Annotated in this window: 19 protein-coding genes and 2 tRNA genes; 5 read left to right on the top strand and 16 right to left on the bottom strand. The window is 65.8% G+C overall.

Translation table 11 applies throughout. The features are described 5' to 3' along the window. Positions 1–526: 526 nt before the first annotated feature. A complete protein-coding gene (locus tag GT355_RS08040) occupies positions 527–1135 on the top strand; it encodes a hypothetical protein (RefSeq protein WP_160134178.1) in 609 nt (202 codons plus the stop codon). A gap of 212 nt (positions 1136–1347) precedes the next feature. On the opposite strand, the gene GT355_RS08035 is transcribed toward GT355_RS08040, so the two are convergent. From GT355_RS08035 to dacZ, 8 genes are all read right to left on the bottom strand, one after another. Continuing rightward, a tRNA-Ala gene (locus tag GT355_RS08035) sits at positions 1348–1419 on the bottom strand. Between the two features lie 7 nt (positions 1420–1426). Beyond that, positions 1427–2035, bottom strand: coding sequence for a rhomboid family intramembrane serine protease (locus tag GT355_RS08030; protein WP_160134177.1), 609 nt, complete (start codon positions 2033–2035; stop codon positions 1427–1429). A gap of 67 nt (positions 2036–2102) precedes the next feature. Further along, complete coding sequence (gene rpsJ, locus GT355_RS08025) at positions 2103–2414, bottom strand: 30S ribosomal protein S10 (RefSeq protein ID WP_199694056.1); 312 nt, start codon at positions 2412–2414, stop codon at positions 2103–2105. Next, the gene (gene tuf, locus GT355_RS08020) at positions 2411–3676 is read right to left on the bottom strand and encodes a translation elongation factor EF-1 subunit alpha (protein WP_160134176.1); all 1266 of its coding nucleotides are present in this window, start codon (positions 3674–3676) and stop codon (positions 2411–2413) included. The genes rpsJ and tuf overlap by 4 nt, the downstream gene beginning before the upstream one ends. A gap of 151 nt (positions 3677–3827) precedes the next feature. Further along, complete coding sequence (locus GT355_RS08015) at positions 3828–4781, bottom strand: homoserine dehydrogenase (protein ID WP_160134175.1); 954 nt, start codon at positions 4779–4781, stop codon at positions 3828–3830. Continuing rightward, positions 4778–5305, bottom strand: coding sequence for an amino acid-binding protein (locus tag GT355_RS08010; RefSeq protein WP_120074611.1), 528 nt, complete (start codon positions 5303–5305; stop codon positions 4778–4780). Before GT355_RS08010 ends, GT355_RS08015 begins: the two co-directional genes overlap by 4 nt. A gap of 364 nt (positions 5306–5669) precedes the next feature. Then, positions 5670–6452, bottom strand: a complete 783-nt coding sequence (locus tag GT355_RS08005) for a mechanosensitive ion channel domain-containing protein (protein ID WP_160134174.1) — start codon at positions 6450–6452, stop codon at positions 5670–5672. Further along, on the bottom strand, positions 6452–7264 hold the full coding sequence (gene dacZ, locus GT355_RS08000) for a diadenylate cyclase DacZ (RefSeq protein WP_120074615.1): 813 nt from the start codon (positions 7262–7264) through the stop codon (positions 6452–6454). Before dacZ ends, GT355_RS08005 begins: the two co-directional genes overlap by 1 nt. 165 nt (positions 7265–7429) lie before the next feature. Here dacZ and GT355_RS07995 point away from each other — a divergent pair, with 165 nt between their 5' ends. Both GT355_RS07995 and GT355_RS07990 read left to right on the top strand, forming a co-directional pair. Continuing rightward, positions 7430–7600 carry a twin-arginine translocation signal domain-containing protein gene (locus GT355_RS07995; protein WP_160134173.1) on the top strand — a complete coding sequence of 57 codons (171 nt, stop codon included), beginning with the start codon at positions 7430–7432 and terminating at the stop codon, positions 7598–7600. Between the two features lie 38 nt (positions 7601–7638). Then, positions 7639–8736 (top strand): Gfo/Idh/MocA family protein, encoded by a 1098-nt coding sequence (locus tag GT355_RS07990; protein WP_160134172.1) that lies wholly within the window; start codon positions 7639–7641, stop codon positions 8734–8736. A gap of 224 nt (positions 8737–8960) precedes the next feature. Here GT355_RS07990 and GT355_RS07985 read toward each other — a convergent pair. After that, positions 8961–9044, bottom strand: a tRNA-Leu gene (locus GT355_RS07985). Between the two features lie 41 nt (positions 9045–9085). Beyond that, positions 9086–9601, bottom strand: coding sequence for an MOSC domain-containing protein (locus tag GT355_RS07980; RefSeq protein WP_160134171.1), 516 nt, complete (start codon positions 9599–9601; stop codon positions 9086–9088). 70 nt (positions 9602–9671) lie between these two features. Between GT355_RS07980 and GT355_RS07975 the strand changes: the two genes are divergently transcribed. Further along, complete coding sequence (locus GT355_RS07975) at positions 9672–9980, top strand: hypothetical protein (RefSeq protein ID WP_007691748.1); 309 nt, start codon at positions 9672–9674, stop codon at positions 9978–9980. 9 nt (positions 9981–9989) lie between these two features. Here GT355_RS07975 and GT355_RS07970 read toward each other — a convergent pair whose 3' ends face one another. The 6 genes from GT355_RS07970 to GT355_RS07945 all read right to left on the bottom strand — a co-directional run bounded on the left by GT355_RS07970 (position 9990) and on the right by GT355_RS07945 (position 14999). Next, complete coding sequence (locus GT355_RS07970; RefSeq protein ID WP_160134170.1) at positions 9990–10478, bottom strand: phosphopantetheine adenylyltransferase; 489 nt, start codon at positions 10476–10478, stop codon at positions 9990–9992. 40 nt (positions 10479–10518) lie between these two features. Continuing rightward, the gene (locus GT355_RS07965) at positions 10519–11010 is read right to left on the bottom strand and encodes a winged helix-turn-helix domain-containing protein (protein ID WP_160134169.1); all 492 of its coding nucleotides are present in this window, start codon (positions 11008–11010) and stop codon (positions 10519–10521) included. Positions 11011–11046: 36 nt separating this feature from the next. Next, positions 11047–12159 (bottom strand): glutamate--cysteine ligase, encoded by a 1113-nt coding sequence (locus GT355_RS07960; RefSeq protein ID WP_160134168.1) that lies wholly within the window; start codon positions 12157–12159, stop codon positions 11047–11049. Between the two features lie 429 nt (positions 12160–12588). After that, on the bottom strand, positions 12589–13356 hold the full coding sequence (locus GT355_RS07955) for a VOC family protein (RefSeq protein ID WP_160134167.1): 768 nt from the start codon (positions 13354–13356) through the stop codon (positions 12589–12591). Between the two features lie 72 nt (positions 13357–13428). Next, positions 13429–13893 carry a DUF8050 family protein gene (locus tag GT355_RS07950; protein ID WP_160134166.1) on the bottom strand — a complete coding sequence of 155 codons (465 nt, stop codon included), beginning with the start codon at positions 13891–13893 and terminating at the stop codon, positions 13429–13431. Further along, on the bottom strand, positions 13890–14999 hold the full coding sequence (locus tag GT355_RS07945; protein WP_160134165.1) for an OBG GTPase family GTP-binding protein: 1110 nt from the start codon (positions 14997–14999) through the stop codon (positions 13890–13892). Before GT355_RS07945 ends, GT355_RS07950 begins: the two co-directional genes overlap by 4 nt. Positions 15000–15090: 91 nt before the next feature. On the opposite strand from GT355_RS07945, the gene GT355_RS07940 reads away from it, so the two are divergent. Then, entirely contained in the window at positions 15091–15579 is a 489-nt protein-coding gene (locus GT355_RS07940; protein WP_160134164.1) for a 50S ribosomal protein L11, read from the top strand. Positions 15580–15702 lie beyond the last annotated feature (123 nt).

The following is a 15702-nucleotide window of genomic DNA, read 5'->3' as shown; positions in this document are numbered from 1 at the left end:
CTCATAGAAATCCACGATACTTACAAGAGTTTACAGACCCTCCTAAGAACCATGTGTAACGACCGATACACCGTACGAGAGACTGAGGATGGGCCAGTCGTTGAGCGAGTACCTCATCCGTCGGAATTCACAGGCGAGCTCGCAGGCGAGACCGACAACCAGGGACGTACCCTCTCCGAAATGCTGCTTGCAGAACGAAACAACGATGCGAGAATTGAAGATGAACGACTTGAGCGACGGTTGCGGAAATCGGAGAAATCCGAAAGAAAGTCCGTCTGGGAAAGATAGCGAGTACAGCCCCTCATCTGCTCACCACGTCGGTAGCCGATTTCTACCGAGAGACTACCGGAGATGTAGTGATGTCACCCCCCTTGATATCTCGGAGACAAACAATCATTTATCCAACACTATTCAATCTAATGATAAGAATTGGTTAAAGACACTCCACGGACCTACACTACAGTAAGGTAATTGACATGAATAGATGTATATAACGGGTCGAGGAAGATGTGACATGGAGTATAGAATGGCAGCGCTCATCTACCAGGTCGCTCCCGGAGAACTGTCAAGTACTTGGCGGCAGATAGCTCTCAGACGAGTTGTCAACAAGTGGATGTTGTATGCCACATCGAAATACGACATGTTGATGAGCTTTGGCTTATCCGAACCAGACATTAGTTACTATATTTCGACCTCTGAACCTGGAAGGTATGGATACCCAACAAGCTTCGAATTTAAGACCGACGTCAGTGACCACCTACTGACTGACGAAGAGTCCTGTCAATTGATTTCTGATTTTATTGATGAGTGGACACTGGAGATGGTTGACCAAATCGCGGACTACCAATGGTCATCTGGTCTCACTCCGACAGATTTCGTTGTCATGCTTGGTGAAATGCACCCAGTATGGGAAAACGAGCAGGGTGCTGATGCACTCGGTGTCTCAGTGGAAAGGTACGTCGAATTGACAGACTCGGTCAAGTTGATGATGAGACGGTCTCAGTCTATCGCGGAGGTCATTGATGTTTGTACACCGTTTGGTACTCCTATCGCATGGGCAGGCAATGAGTCGAGTGCCTCCTTCGATGATGTCCACGAACGTGATGAGGATGAATTGCCGACGAATGCTGCTTAGTGTATTGAACCTATGATGTTCCAGCACTCTGTGTAGTCAACGACTCACACACGCTTTTATGTCTTGAACGAACAGAGAGAAGCGTCAGCTCACAGGGAAGCCCAATCTGGAATGAGTCCCAGCCCTTTCCGCTTGAACTCGGAACGGGTTGGACACGATATAGCAGCCTATCCGGATGCCGTCTGTGCCATGTGTTTCAAGCTCTAGAAGGATGGACTCGCCGGGATTTGAACCCGGGGCCTCTTCCTTGCGAAGGAAGCGATCTGCCACTGATCTACGAGCCCGCATCCATCAGTACCCGGGCGGCCGGTTTGTAACTTGCGTTCTGTGTCGGGGTTTGTTCGTCCCGAGCAACCCCAGCCGCCCGCTCACCAGCCCGAGCAGGAAGCCGGTGAAGTGGGCGACCAGCGCGACGCCCGGCGAGCCGGTGAACACCGTGACGAGCACCGCGAGCACGCCGAAGACCACCAACTGGACGCGTCGGTTGAGACCGAGGCGGTCGAGCACGGAGTTCGAGACCGGGTTGCCCGTGACGAGGTAGCCGAGCAGCGCGAAGATCGCTGCGCTCGCACCGAGCACGCCGCTCCCGGTGAGGAAGACCTGGCTGAGACCCGCTATCACGCCCGTCGCGACGAAGAAGGCGTGATAGCGGACCCGCGAGGTGAACGACTCGATCGCGAGCCCCACCGGCAGGAGCACGAGCGCGTTGCCGAGCAGGTGGGCGAGGTTCGCGTGGGCGTAGACGCTCGTCACCAACGACCACGGCCGAACGAAGAAGGACGGGCTTAACACGAAGAAAAACCCCATCAGCCCGACCAACTGTAGGACCTGCTGGACGACGAACACGACCCCCATCACCGCGAGGGTCTGGAGGGTCGGGCTGTCGGCGAACCCGCGCATAGCCCCAGTTGTCACTCGCGGTAGAAAACTGCACGGGTCGGAAAACGAAAAACGCGCTCGGCCGGACTCAGTCCTCGAGGACGATCTCGATCGAGACGTCGTTCGGCACCTGGATCCGCATGAGCTGGCGGAGCGCGCGCTCGTCGGCGTCGAGGTCGATCAGCCGCTTGTGGACCCGCATGTTCCAGTGGTCCCACGTCGCGGTCCCTTCGCCGTCGGGTGATTTCCGCGCCGGGACTTCGAGCTGCTTGGTGGGGAGCGGGATCGGCCCGCTGAGGTTGACCCCCGTCTTGGTGGCGATCTCGCGAACGTCGTCGCAGATGTCATCCAGGTCTTCCGGGCTGGTGCCGGCCAGACGGACGCGCGCCTGCTGCATTATTTCTGGTTGACCGAGAGCACTTTGCCGGCGGCGATGGTCTGACCCATGTCGCGGATGGCGAAGCTCCCGAGCTCGGGGATCTCGGAGGACGGCTCGATGCTGAGCGGTTTCTGGGGGCGGACGGTGACGACCGCTGCGTCACCCGACTGGATGAAGTCGGGCTCCTCTTCGGCGACCTCGCCGCTGGCGGGGTCGATCTTCGAGTCGATCGACTCGATGGTGCAGGCCACCTGGGCGGTGTGGGCGTGGAAGACCGGGGTGTAGCCCGCGGTGATCACGCTCGGGTGCTGCATTACGACGACCTGGGCCTGGAAGGTCTCGGCGACCTTCGGCGGGTCCTCGGCCGGGCCACAGACGTCGCCGCGGCGGATGTCGTCCTTACCGATGCCACGGACGTTGAACCCGACGTTGTCGCCGGGGCCGGCCGAGGGCACCTCTTCGTGGTGCATCTCGACACTCTTGACCTCGCCGGAGGCGTCCGAGGGCTGGAAGGAGACGTTGTCCCCGCCCTCGATGGTGCCGGTCTCGACGCGGCCGACGGGCACGGTACCGATGCCCGAGATGGTGTAGACGTCCTGGATCGGGAGTCGGAGCGGTGCGTCCGTGGGCGGCTGGGGCTCGGGCAGGTCGTTGAGTGCCTCGAGCACCGTCTCGCCGTCGTACCACGGCGTGTTCTCGGAGTCCTCGGCGATGTTGTCGCCCTCGAAGGCCGAGACGGGGATGAAGCCCGCGTCCTCGGTCGAGAAGTTGACCTGACCGAGCAGGCCTTTGACCTCTTCGACGGCCTCGTGGTAGCGACTCTCCTCGTAGTCGACCAGGTCCATCTTGTTGATGGCGACGATGAGCTGGTCGATGCCGAGCGTTCGGGCCAGGAAGACGTGCTCTTGGGTCTGGGGCTGGACGCCGTCGTCAGCCGCCACGACGAGCACGGCGTTGTCGGCCTGGCTCGCGCCCGTGATCATGTTCTTCACGAAGTCGCGGTGACCAGGGGTGTCGACGATGGTGAAGTAGTACTCGTCGGTGTCGAACTCCTGGTGGGCGATGTCGATGGTGACACCGCGCTCTCGCTCCTCGGCGAGGTTGTCCATGACGTAGGCGAACTCGAAGCCGCCCTTGCCCTGGGCCTCGGCCTCCTCTCGCTGCTGTTCGATGACGTGCTCGGGGACGTTCCCGGTCTCGTAGAGGAGGCGTCCGACGAGCGTGCTCTTGCCGTGGTCGACGTGGCCGATTACGGCCAAGTTCTGGTGCGGTTTATCTGCCATTGGTAGCTCACGCGCAGGTAGCGCTGTATCGGATGCCTACTGCGTTTCGAGTTAAAACGATTGCGGTATTTCGCGACCGCGGATCCGGCGATGCCGGGTGGCTTGGTACGCCTCAGCACGGTTTCCGATCCGTGCTCGAAACCGCCCCCGGTCAGGAGAGCCGACCCACGTCCGCGAGCACCGCCGACGCCGTCTCGCGTCCGCCCGCGCCGCGCCCGCTGAGGTTCAACTCCCCGGCGTGCTCGGTCTGGAGCTGCACGATGTTCTTGGTGCCCGAGACCGCGAGGGTGCCGTTCGTGGGGACGAGCCGCGGCCCGACGCGTACCGAGGGGCTGCCGTCGCCGACCACCACTTCGCCCACCAACCGGATCGTCCGGCCGTCCTCGGCGGCCAACGAGAGCGCATTCGGGGTGATCTCGGTGATCCCCACGATGTCGGCGTCGGCCAGCGTGGCCCCCGCGTCGCTCAGGACGTTCGCGAGGATCACACACTTGAGCGCGGCGTCGGTGCCGTCGACGTCGAAGGTGGGGTCGGTCTCGGCCACGCCGAGGTCCTGGGCCTCAGAGAGCACGTGTTCGTAGCCGAGCCCCTCGGCCGCCATCCGCGAGAGGATGAAGTTCGCGGTCCCGTTGAGCACGCCGCGCGCCGCGGTGACGTTTCCGGGACCGAGGTCGGCCACCGTCGAGAGCACCGGGATCGCGCCGCCGACGGTCGCCTCGAAGAGGACCTCGCCCTCGCTCTCGCGCTCGGCGGCTCGGAGGTCGGCGTAGCGCTCGGCGACCGGCCCCTTGTTCGCCAGTACGACGTGGGCGTCCCGCGCGAGCGCGCGCTCGACGTGGGTGAACCCGGGGTCGGCGTCGCCGAGGGTCGTGGGAGTTGCCTCGACGAGCACATCGTAGTCGGCCTCGGGGAGGCTCGCGGGGTCGTCGTCGCCCACGGTTCCCTCCTCGGTCTTCCGGGCGAGAACCGCCTCGACGTCGATCCCGTCCGGGTCCGCGACCGCGCTCGTCGAGTCGCTGAGCGCGGTGACGTGGTGGCCGTAGGCCCCGGCGAGTTCACAGACCGCGCGGCCGACCGCCCCACAGCCCGCGACCGCGAGCCTCATCGGTCGGTCCCCGGGAGCGGTTCGATAACCAGGAGATCCTTCTCGTCGGCGACCGCGTGGACGGTTTCGAGCACGCGGTCGCGCTCGCCGGTCTGGGTCGCGAGCCGGATCCGGGCGCTCGACGGTTCGCTGGTACCGTCGGTGGCCGAGAGCGCGACGTCGGCGACCGAGGCGCTGGTGCCGTCGAGCCGCGAGAGGGTATCCGAGAGGTCGGTCTCGACGAGGTCGCCGACGAAGACGATCGAGAGCTCCTCGCCGTAGCGCTCCGCGCCGGCCTGAATCACGTTGACGTCGCCCTCGCGGAGCGCCGAGACGATGGTCTCGAAGCGCTCGGGCGTGGCTTCGAGGTCGACCTCGACGGGGACCCGTCCGCGAGGGGTCAGCGAGCCGCGCTCGTGGAAGATCGAGAGGAGGTTCCCGCCGTTCTCGGCGATCGGCGAGAGCGCGCTGAGGAGTTCGCCGGGTTCGTCGACGAGTTCGAGCCGGACGGTGTAAGCCGAGGCCGACGGCGACGGCTCGCTCATCGAGCGCTCACCACCGACGAAACGAGGCAGTTCATGCCGGTGGTCGTACAGCAGCGGTGATAAATCCCACACTCTCCGTTCAGTGCGACGGCTATCGAGTGCCGAAACGGTGGTCCCGCCGGCCGCCGTGCGGCGGTGCGGCGGCCGCGTTGCGGTTGCGGTAGTGGGGTGTTCCTGGTGGATGAAGGGCGAGCGCGACCGGAGGGAGCGCGAGGGCTTCGGCGGAGGCGGGTGCGTTGCTGTGCGGAGATGTCTGTGGTTGTACTGCGAGCGACCGGAGGGAGCGAGCAGCCTTTTTAGTCCAGGTTTTTGCGAGGAGTGGTTCGCCGGAGGCGAACCCGACGAGGAAAAAAGTGGGGCCGGATTACCTGATTCGGACGATCCCCGAGCGAACCACCCGATGGTTCGGGATGATGAACTCCTCGGTGTCGTTCTCGACGTGGATCGCGAAGACGTCGATCTCCTGGACGATCCCGTCCATCCCGTCGATCCGGACCTCGTCGCCGATCGAGACGGGTTCGGAGAGCAGGAGGTAGAAGCCCGCGGCGCTCGACGCGAGGAGGTCCTTGCACGCGAGCCCGCCGAGGAAGACGAGGCCGAAGGCGTAGGCCGCGAAGAGCACGAGGAGGGCGTCGTCGGCGACGTCGAGCTGGCCCAGCGCGACCAGCACCGCGACGAAGACGATGCTGTACTTGATGAGTTCGGGGATCAGTCCGGCATCGGGGAGTTTGACGTTCCGGAGGCGTTCGGAGGCGAGGAGCTCGGCGCGGTCGGCGAGCACGAGCCCGAAGATCACCACGAGCGCCGCGACGAGCAGCTGCGGGAGGAAATCGATGAATCGGCTGAGATAGAGGGTAGCGTCGAGGATGGACGAGACGGTGAGCGCGAGCACGAGGAACACCACGAACACGAACAGCGCCACCAGCCCCGCGAGCACGGAGACGGTCGAGGTGCCGAGCCGTTGGGCGGCCCGGTCGGAGGTGGTCCCCTCGACGGCGTCCTCGACGCCGACCGCGATCAGGACCTGGCCGGCGAGCCGGTCGACGAGGTAGCTCACCAGGACGCCCACGACCAGCACACCGACGACCAGTACGAGGCTGATCCGGCCCGAGAGCAGGTTCCCGATCAGGGTTCCGAGGTCCGCCATCAGTAATCCTCCGGGTCGATCTCGAGCACCAGCTCGCCACCCTTGAACGCCCGCACCAGCCTATCGCTCTCGCTCAGCGCCACCGCGATGGCGTTGGTGTCCCGCGTGACCGAGGCCGCCGCCATGTGACGCGTGCCGAGCCCCTTCGGGATGTCGACGCCCTCGCCGTGGGCTTCGAGATAGCGGTAGGCCGAGACGATCTTCCCCGCATCGCTGATCACGAACGCGCCGTCGAGCCGCGTGAACTCCTTGACCATCACGTCCACGATCGGGTCGCCGACGTGGACGTGTGACTTCTCGAACGGGTTGTACGAGAGCGGTCGGGACTTGTTCATCACCTTGCCGGCGTCGCCAACGACGAACAGCGCGCCGACGGGTTCACCCTTCTGGCCCTTCTGGCCCAGCTCGACCGCGACGTCGATCACGGCGCTGATCACGTCGGGGTCGGCTCGGGAGTTCGTGAGGAGGTCGTAGGTGCCGAGCGGTTCGAAGTCGCCGACGCGCACGCGGGTCACGTTGTCGATGGTCTCGTCGAAGAGCTTCGTCGCACACACGATCTCGTCGCCCTCGGCGACGTAGCCCTCGTCGGTCGCACCCTCGATCCCGAACCGGATCCGCTCGGCTACGTCGACGAACTCCAGGGGCAGCTCCACGAACCGCTCCGCGCCGACGTCGTTCTCGTCCGCACACACCACCACGTCGACGTCGTCGACGTCGAGGGACCGCTCGTAGTAGGCCGCGCTCGGGGAGAACAGCACCACCGTCTCGGCCCCCTCGACCACGTCATCGAGGAGGGCGCGCAGGGTCGCCATTGGTCGATACGGGTCCCTCGCCGCGCAAAAAGGTTGTGACACCGCGGTCCGCCGATCTCCGTTCCACAGGCTCTTCACGCCCGTTCTCCGTGATCCCGCCCACCACCGCATCGAGGCACACACCATCTTCCATATCCTTCCGGTTGCGAGGGATGATGCGGGTGTATGCAACGACGCCGATTCCTCGCCGGCGTGGCGAGCGGCGGAGCCATGGGAGTGCTGGCCGGCTGTATGGGGGCGGGCGAGGGCGTCGACGCCCGACGTGTGACGGTCAACGCCACGTATACGTTCGACGGGGTGGCGCTCGCTCCCCGTTTCCACCGGGCGAGCCGGTAGGACTGAATGGCTCCACGTCGAGGTGACCGTAGAGCACTATGACTGTTCGCGCGGGAATCATCGGGGCGGGTGGCATCGCAGGGATGGGTATCCTCGGGATGGACGACGAGAAGACGATCGGGCGCGAGAAGAGCACCGCCAGCCACGCCGGTGGCTACGCGGCCACCGACGGGATCGAGCTCGTGGCGGTCGCCGACGTCGACGACGAAACTCTCGCACGGTTCGGGGAGACGTGGGAGATCCCCGAGAACCGACGGTACGCGAGCCACGAGGCCATGCTGGCCGAGGAAGCCCTCGACGTGGTCTCGGTCTGTACCCCGTCGTTCCTCCACCATCGCCACGTCCTCGACGCCGCGCGGTCGGCCGCGGATCCCGACGTGATCTGGTGTGAGAAACCCGTCGCGTCCTCGGTTTCCGACGCGAACGAGATGGTCGAGGTGTGTGCGGAGACCGACACCGAACTCCTCGTGAACCACTCCTTCCGGTTCACCGAGAAGCTCCAGCGACTCCGGGCGCTCCTCCGCGAGGAGAACCTCGTCGGCGAGGTCCAGGCCGTGAACGCACAGTTCCGGATGGAGCTCCTCCGGAACGCGACTCACCTCCTCGACACGCTCGTCTACCTCCTCGATGCACGCGCCGAGACCGTCGCGGGCCACATCACCGGGGTCAACGAAGCCGTCGACTCCCTCGACGCCGGGCAGGACGTCGACGACTCCGGCGGCGGCGGGTTCGTGGTGCTGGACGACGGAACGTTCACGACCGTCGACTGTACCGTCCCCCGCGACATCTCCTCGATGTCGTTCCAGATCACCGGGACCGAGGGGAAGCTCTACCTCAACAACGACGACGGCGAGTGGCGCTACTGGCGGCTCGACGACGGCGAGCACGTCGAAGCCCCGCTGCCGGGTATCGAGGACGCCTGGACGTGGGACGAGGACTACCGGCGGGCGTTCCCGAACGCGGCCGAACACGTCCTGGCGCTCGCGACCGGCGACGCCGAAAACCGCTCGACCGGTGTGGAGGCCACGCGCTCGCTCGAAATCATCGTCGGGTTCTACCTCTCGCACTACACCGGCGGGCAGGTCAGTGTGCCGTTGGACCGGCCGCTCCGCGATGTGGAGATCACTTCTTGGTAGGCAGTCGGAGATGGGGACCGGATTTGAATCAGAGCGAGACGTGCTCGCTTCGCTTGGTCGCTGTGCGTGAGCGGGGAGTAATTCTACCGCGAACGAGCGGAGCGAGTGAGCGGGCCAAGGAACCCCCGAGCGGAGCGAGTGGGGTGACGCGGGCTTTTGATCCACATTTTGCCAGGGAGCGAGTGAGCCGAAGGCGAACGAGCGACCGCAGCAAAAGGTGGGAGTGCGCGGGACCGGATTTGAACCGGCGGACCTCTACAGGACAGCGTCCTAAGCGCTGCGCCGTTTCCTGGCTTGGCTACCCGCGCGCACTCCCGCCTTCCCGCGAGGCGGAAAAGAACTTATCGGCTCAGTCGACCAGCCGACTCTTGATCGCGTCACCGAGGCTCGAATCCTCGTCGATCTCCTCGAGGGCTTCGAGTTCGTCGCCGACGCCGATCTCCCCGCCCTCGACGACGCTCGCACAGATGCCGCCGCGTCGGTTCTTGAGCGCCTTCGCCACGCCCTCCTCGTCGGCGACCTGCTCGACGTGGGCGCAGGGCGGGCGCGGGCGGGTCCCCTCGAAGACCGTCTCGCCGACTCTGAACTGTTTGTCGAGCAGGTCGTGGACCGAGACGCCGCTGGTGACGATGTTCCGCCGGTGGCGGCCGTCCGAGAGGTCGATGTCGTACTCCTCCTTGATCTCCTCGATGGCCTCGCTCTCGATGAAGGTGACCTCACACTCGTCCATCCCGGAGTAGTAGCCCGTCCCCGTCATGTAGCGGTCGCCGCGGAGTCCCTGGCGCTCGACGGCCTCGATCCCCTCGACCTCGTTCATCGGCGCGGAGCCCTCGTCCGTAGTGAAGATCGTCTCGACGGTGGCCATGTGCCGACTCGGGTCGCGGTTCACATAGCCCTTCCCCACGAGATTTACGTCTCGGAGCCGTAGTGCGGATATGTACCGGGCGCGCGACGAACGCGACAATCGCGAGTGGCTCGCCGAACTCGATTCGGCGGCCGACGCGCTCGACCTCGACCCCGCGACCCGCGACCGCGCCGCCGACCTGTTCCTCTCGACCGCGCCCGAGAACGACCGCTCGAAACCCGCCGCGCTGGCCGCGAGCGTCTACGCCGCCGGGCTGATCGCGGGCGATCGCCGTTCACAGACCGCGGTCGCCGAGACGGTCGGCGTCGCGCGGCTCACGATCCAGAACCGGTGGCGCGACCTCCTCCGCGAGGCGGGGCTCGACCCGCCGGCGTGGTAGTTCGGGGAACTACTCCGGTCGAGGGCGGCCCTCGCGTTCGGGCGTGAGGTTGCCGTGGGCGTCGATCTCGCCGCGGACGATCCGGGTGCTCGAAACGATGTCGCCGTCCTCGGCCGCGAGGTGGTCGACCACCTCGATGTCGAGCGGGTCGAGCCCCGCCTCCTCGCGGCGTCGATTGACCTCCACGCCCCCGTTCTCGGTCTCGGGCGAGACCACGAGCACGTCGAAGTCCTCCTCGGCGGCGATCCCGGTCGGCTCGTCGAGCCGCCGGATCTCGTACTCCCGGTCGTGCTCCTCGGCGAGCGCCGCGAGTTCGGCGTCCAGATCCGCCCGGCGCTCCTCGAACGGCCGGACGTAGCGCTCCTCGTGTCTCGTCTCCCGGGCGAGGTCGTCGCTCGTCAGCCCCACGGTGACGTCGCCGCGCTCGAACGCGTGGTCGAACAGCCGTCGATGGCCGTCGTGGATCGGGTCGAACGTGCCGCCGAGCGCGACCTTCATGCCCGCCAGTCAGCCGCGGGCGGCTTAGTGGCTTCGCTCCTCACCGCTCGTCGCCGTCGTCCCGCTCGACCGGGATCGTCACCGGCTCGCTGCGTTCGCGCTCCGGGAACGACCGGCCGCCCAGCCCGCCGAACCGGAACCGCTCGTCGATCGCGTTCTGGATCCGGCCGAGCGCCACGTCGAGCGCTTCCTCCGGGGCGATCGCGGTGTAGCGCTCGCCGTTGCCCGTTCCCACGCGGCGCTCGACGACTCCCTCGGCTTCGAGGTCGTCGAGCACTCGCTCGACGGTGGTCGGATAGAGTCCCGTCTCCTCGGCGAGGGCTTCCGCCGTCGAGTCCGGACGCTGCCGGAGGCCGACGTACACCCGGGTGCGCTTGTCGGTGTCGAACGCGGCCGAGAGCAGGTCGACGAGCCCTTCGGCGTCCGGTTCGGGACGGGCGGTGCCCCGCTGACGGTCGAGCTCCGCCCGCAGGTCGGCGGGTTCGACGTCCGACGGTTCGTCCTCGGGTGGATCCGGGTCGTCGGTGGACATGGCTACCGAGAGCCGCTCGTCGAGTAAAAGCCTTGTTCACAGCATGAGCGCGGCACAGACACCGTCGAGCCCCTCGGATTCGAGAAGCCGGCGCTGTCTCGCCGCGCCGCTTTCGGCGGCCGCGACGCGCGCGATTCCGTCGACGCCGAGCCGGTCGGCTTCGCGCTCGACCGCTTCCGTGAGCCCTATGGTGCCGGTCCCGTCGCGGTCGATGAACGTCCCGTCGTGGCCGTAGCGAAGCGCACGCCACTTGTTCTCGTCGAGGAGTTCGCGCCGGAGCGGCGGCGCGCCCGAACCGTCCCCGCCCGAGCGGTAGGTCGTCCACGGGGCCGTCGTGCGTTCGTATCGCTCCGCGAGGTCCAGCACGAGCGCGTGGACGTACTCCACGAACGCGAAGACGACCTCGGGGTCGGCCTGGCCGTCGGGGGCGCGGACCTCCACGGTGCCGTTCTCGGTGTGTGGGCGAACGTCGTACCAGAGCTCGCCGCGGTCGTTGATCGACCCGCGTTCGACCATGAGCCGCTCGAAGTCCCGATACGCCGCGAAGTCGCGGAACGCCGTCGGGACCCCAGTGTTCGGCAGGTTCTCGAAGATCTTCGCGCGCGCGGAGGCGAGCCCGGTGTCGAAGCCGTTCCAGTAGGGCGAGTTCGCCGAGAGCGCGAGCATCACGGGCAAGAACCAGCGGATCTCGTTCGCGATCCAGGTGGCCTTCTCGGCGTCGTCCACCCCCACGTGGACGTGGATCCCCGCCGTCGTATTGCGATGCTGTGGGTACTGAATCCTGTCCAGTTGGGCGCGATACCGTGGCTTCTCGGCGTGTTCGAGCTCGCGCCACTTCGCCGCCGGGTGGAGGCCCGCCGCCGCGATACCATACCCATGTGATTCGGCGTGCTCGACCAGCGCCGCCCGCACCTCGTGGAGCTTCTCGTGGGCCTCGTCGAGGTCCGCACACGTCGGAGTCTGGGTCTCGATGACGCACTTGAAGAGTTCGTGGTCGAGTCGGTCGTCGAGGATCTCGGGTGGGTCGGTCTCGTAGACGAGTTCGTCGGTACCCGACGTGGGTCGACCACGGTCGTCGACGACGTAGAACTCCTCTTCGATCCCGACCGTCCCCATCCGAGTGAAGTTCTCGGCCGAACCCACGTCCATTGCGCCGAGATACCTGCTCACCGGATTAAAACCCCACCTTTTGCTGCACTCGCTCGTTCGCCTTCGGCTCACTCGCTCGCTGGCAAAATGTGGATCAAAAGCGCTCCGCGCTCCCGCTGGTCGCCCTTGCGCCCGCTCGCTCACTTCGTTCGCTCGCGGTACAATCCCCTCTCCCGCACCAGCACAGGCACCGCCGAAGCCCTCACTCGCTCCGCTCACGGCTCACTCCGTTCGCCGTTCGCCGTTCGCATCAAGACGCTCGCGTTGCTCGCGCCTCGCTCCGCTCGTTCGCCCTTCATCCACCAGGAGAGCGGTGCTCTCCTGAGCCTCGGCTCGCTTACGCTCGCCGAGACACCAGGCCCGCACCGCAAGCCGCCGTCGCCCGCCGCGGCGAGCGGCGAAAATAGTCGCCGAAATCCCGCAGTCGCGCTACGACGTGACGATCTCGATCTCGTGGCCGTCCGGCCCCTTCGTGAACGCGTAGTTGTGGTCGCAGGATTCGGGATCCCGGTAGTCCTCGGCCTCGCGGGTCATCAGGGTCTCCCAGGCGTCGTCGAGGTCGTCCGTCCGAACCGCGACGTGGCCCCACGCGTCGCCCATCTCGTAGGACCGTCCATCGTAGTTGTAGGTGAGCTCGACGCTCATCGCTTCCTGTGGGCTATCGCGCGGCGCGACGAAGTAGTTCGCGAAGGAGTCGGCCTCCCACTTGCCCTCGGGCTGGGTCTCGTACTCGAACTTCCGGGCCCAGAAGCCGATCTGCTGGTCGGCGTCCTCGACGCGCATCATGGTGTGGTCGAGGCTCCACTTCGCACCGTAGTCCCGTTTGACGATCTCGATCTCGTGGCCGTCGGGGTCTTTCACGAAGGCGTACTTGTTGTCGCAGCTCTCGGGATCCCGGTAGTCCTCGACACCCTCGTCCATGAGCTCGTCGTACGAGGACTGGAGTTCGTCCTCCGGGACTCGCACCGCGATGTGGCCCCACGCGTCACCCATCTCGTAGGAGCGCCCGTCGTGGTTGTAGGTGAGTTCGAGCAGCGCGCCGTCCTCGTGGACGTCCGTTGGTCCAAGAAAGACGTTGGTGAAGCTGTCGGCCTCCCAGCGGCTCTTCTCCTCGTAGTCGAGATGTGTCGTGTACCAGTCGATACTCTCGTCCAGGTCCTCGACGCGCATCATGGTGTGGTCGAGTGTTCCGTCCATACCCTCGCTTGGGGTCCGCCCCTCGAAAAACCTACTGTGACATCGTACCGCACAAACCCCCGACCCGTGCCCTCACTCACGCGACGCCGACAGCCAGCGTCGCCCCGACGAGCGCCAGTCGAGAACCCCCAGTCCGACCAACAGCACCGCTCCGATCGGTATCGCGACGTAGCCTTCCGCCGTCCAGAACCCGAGCGCGAACGTGAGCTGGCTCAGCCCCGCGACCACGAGCAACCCGTCGGTCACCCGTCGGTCCTCGTATGAACCGAGCAGGCTACTCGCGAGCGCCAGCAGCCACAGCCCCACGCTGGTCGGCCACGCCAGTAGGCGCTGGGGGAGGATGGAGAAGACGCTCGCGAACGGGAGGAAGTCGGGGACCGCCCGCGAGAGATACGCCGGGAGCGTCACGAAGTTCCCGGTGTAGCTGAGGAGTCCGGCGGCGAAGTAGGCCTCCTGACCGCCGGGGTAGAACAGGACGACCCAGGGCACGAGTCCAACGACGACGACCGCGAGCACGCGTCGCCGGTCGCGGCTCATCGCCGCGCGACGATCCGGAGCACGTCCTCGTCGGCGAGTTCGTGTTCCCTCCCTACTTGCTGGTCGTCGTGTTTCGCGCTCGGGCCGCTCACCCGCGCGAACCGGAACCGGTCGTCGAGGTCCCCGCCGAGCTTCTTCGCCGCATCGCCGACCGTTTGCCCAGCCTTGAGCACCAGCGGCTCCTCGTAGTCGGGTCCGCGCCCCGGTTTGTCCATGTAGACCCGGATCAGGTCGAGCCCCTGCCAGATCTCCTCGCGGAGCGCGTCGAGGCCCTTCTCCTCCTCGGCGCTGATGAACACCGCCTCCTCGGGGTCGATGTCGTGCTCGCGAAGCTCCGCGTTCACGGTGTCGAGGTAGTCCTGGTCGATCAGGTCGGCCTTGTTGACCGCCACGAGCGACGGGAGGTAGACCCGGTTTTCGAGGATCCCGTCGAGCAGGAGGTCCAGATCTACGGATTCGGTGATGGCGACGTCGGCGTTGACGTAGCCGCGCTCGCGGAGGACCTCCCGAACCGTGTCGGGTTCCAGGTCGACCTCGGGTCCCAGCGTGACGTCGATCCCACCCTTCCCTTTCGGGGTGATCCGAACCCGCGGCGGCCGGGTATCCAGACGGATCTTGTTCTCGTAGAGGTCGCGTCGGAGGGGTTCGTACCGGTCGATCTCGAACACCGAGAGCACGAAGACAACGAGGTCTGCGGTTCGGATCACCGAGAGCACCTCGCGCCCGCCCCCGCGCCCGCCTGCCGCGCCCTCGATCAGCCCGGGGACGTCGAGCACCTGGATGTTCGCACCCTTGTGCTTCAGCATCCCTGGGTTCACGTCGAGCGTGGTGAACTCGTAGGCCCCGACCTCGCTCTCGGCGTTGGTGAGTGCGTTGAGGAGGGTGGATTTCCCCGCGCTCGGCATCCCGACGAGCGCCACGGTCGCGTCGCCGGTCTGCTCGACCGAGTAGCCCTGCCCGCCGCCCGCGGAGGACTGGTTCTCGAGCTTCTCCTTCAGGTCGGCGAGTTTGGACTTCAAGCGACCGATATGCGCCTCCGTGGACTTGTTGTACGGCGTCTCCGATATCTCCTCACGGATCTCCTCGATCTCGTCTTCGACGCCCATCACCCACCCTGAGGGACGGGAGTCGAAAAGGGCTTCACATCCGTTCCGGACGAAAAGTAATCCTTAACCACGCGGCGACGGTTCTCCGACCATGGCTGGAACTATCGAAGCACTCGTTCCCGGCGGGGAGGCCGACCCCGGCCCGCCGCTCGGACCCGAGCTCGGCCCGACCCCGGTGAACGTCCAGGAGGTCGTCGCGGAGATCAACGACCAGACCGAGGCCTTCGACGGCATGGAGGTCCCCGTCACCGTCGAGTACGACGACGAGGGTGACTTCACCATCTCCGTCGGTGTCCCGCCGACCGCGGCGCTGATCAAGGACACCGCCGGGTTCGAGACGGGCAGCGGCGAACCCCAGAAGGACTTCGTCGCCGACATCTCGGTCGAGGACGTCCGTCAGATCGCCGAACAGAAGGGGCCGGACCTGCTGGCCTACGACACGAAGAACGCCGCGAAGGAGGTCGCGGGCACCTGCGTCACGCTCGGAGTGACCATCGACGGCGAGGACGCCCGGACCTTCGGCGAGCGCGTCGACGACGGGCAGTACGACGACGTACTCGCGGAAGAAGCCGCAGCCTGAGCTTCTCGACGCGCTTCGACGGGTATCGGATCGTTCAGTAGCGAATACGTTCCGTTCGGCTCCCGATCGTTTCTCGGCGTACTGTTGGTGTGAGGAGCAACGGTGTTATGATGTTGGAACTCG

Origin of the sequence: Halococcus salsus (assembly GCF_009900715.1) — an archaeon.
Lineage (GTDB): Archaea > Halobacteriota > Halobacteria > Halobacteriales > Halococcaceae > Halococcus > Halococcus salsus.
Note: the sequence above shows the minus strand (reverse complement) of the source record. Positions and strands in the feature narration are given on the sequence as shown.

Bases quoted from the DNA above. Each gene is read 5' to 3' on its own strand.
- tuf (WP_160134176.1), bottom strand. From the start codon at position 3,676: ATGGCAGATAAACCGCACCAGAACTTGGCCGTAATCGGCCACGTCGAC.
- GT355_RS08010 (WP_120074611.1), bottom strand. From the start codon at position 5,305: ATGAGCGAGCCGTCGCCGTCGGCCTCGGCTTACACCGTCCGGCTCGAA.
- GT355_RS08015 (WP_160134175.1), bottom strand. From the start codon at position 4,781: ATGAGGCTCGCGGTCGCGGGCTGTGGGGCGGTCGGCCGCGCGGTCTGT.
- GT355_RS07950 (WP_160134166.1), bottom strand. From the start codon at position 13,893: ATGAGCCGCGACCGGCGACGCGTGCTCGCGGTCGTCGTCGTTGGACTC.
- GT355_RS08040 (WP_160134178.1), top strand. From the start codon at position 527: ATGGCAGCGCTCATCTACCAGGTCGCTCCCGGAGAACTGTCAAGTACT.
- GT355_RS08030 (WP_160134177.1), bottom strand. From the start codon at position 2,035: ATGCGCGGGTTCGCCGACAGCCCGACCCTCCAGACCCTCGCGGTGATG.
- GT355_RS07980 (WP_160134171.1), bottom strand. From the start codon at position 9,601: ATGGCCACCGTCGAGACGATCTTCACTACGGACGAGGGCTCCGCGCCG.
- GT355_RS08005 (WP_160134174.1), bottom strand. From the start codon at position 6,452: ATGGCGGACCTCGGAACCCTGATCGGGAACCTGCTCTCGGGCCGGATC.
- GT355_RS07975 (WP_007691748.1), top strand. From the start codon at position 9,672: ATGTACCGGGCGCGCGACGAACGCGACAATCGCGAGTGGCTCGCCGAA.
- GT355_RS07990 (WP_160134172.1), top strand. From the start codon at position 7,639: ATGACTGTTCGCGCGGGAATCATCGGGGCGGGTGGCATCGCAGGGATG.
- GT355_RS07940 (WP_160134164.1), top strand. From the start codon at position 15,091: ATGGCTGGAACTATCGAAGCACTCGTTCCCGGCGGGGAGGCCGACCCC.
- GT355_RS07965 (WP_160134169.1), bottom strand. From the start codon at position 11,010: ATGTCCACCGACGACCCGGATCCACCCGAGGACGAACCGTCGGACGTC.
- dacZ (WP_120074615.1), bottom strand. From the start codon at position 7,264: ATGGCGACCCTGCGCGCCCTCCTCGATGACGTGGTCGAGGGGGCCGAG.
- GT355_RS07960 (WP_160134168.1), bottom strand. From the start codon at position 12,159: ATGGACGTGGGTTCGGCCGAGAACTTCACTCGGATGGGGACGGTCGGG.
- GT355_RS07970 (WP_160134170.1), bottom strand. From the start codon at position 10,478: ATGAAGGTCGCGCTCGGCGGCACGTTCGACCCGATCCACGACGGCCAT.
- GT355_RS07945 (WP_160134165.1), bottom strand. From the start codon at position 14,999: ATGGGCGTCGAAGACGAGATCGAGGAGATCCGTGAGGAGATATCGGAG.
- GT355_RS07955 (WP_160134167.1), bottom strand. From the start codon at position 13,356: ATGGACGGAACACTCGACCACACCATGATGCGCGTCGAGGACCTGGAC.
- GT355_RS07995 (WP_160134173.1), top strand. From the start codon at position 7,430: ATGCAACGACGCCGATTCCTCGCCGGCGTGGCGAGCGGCGGAGCCATG.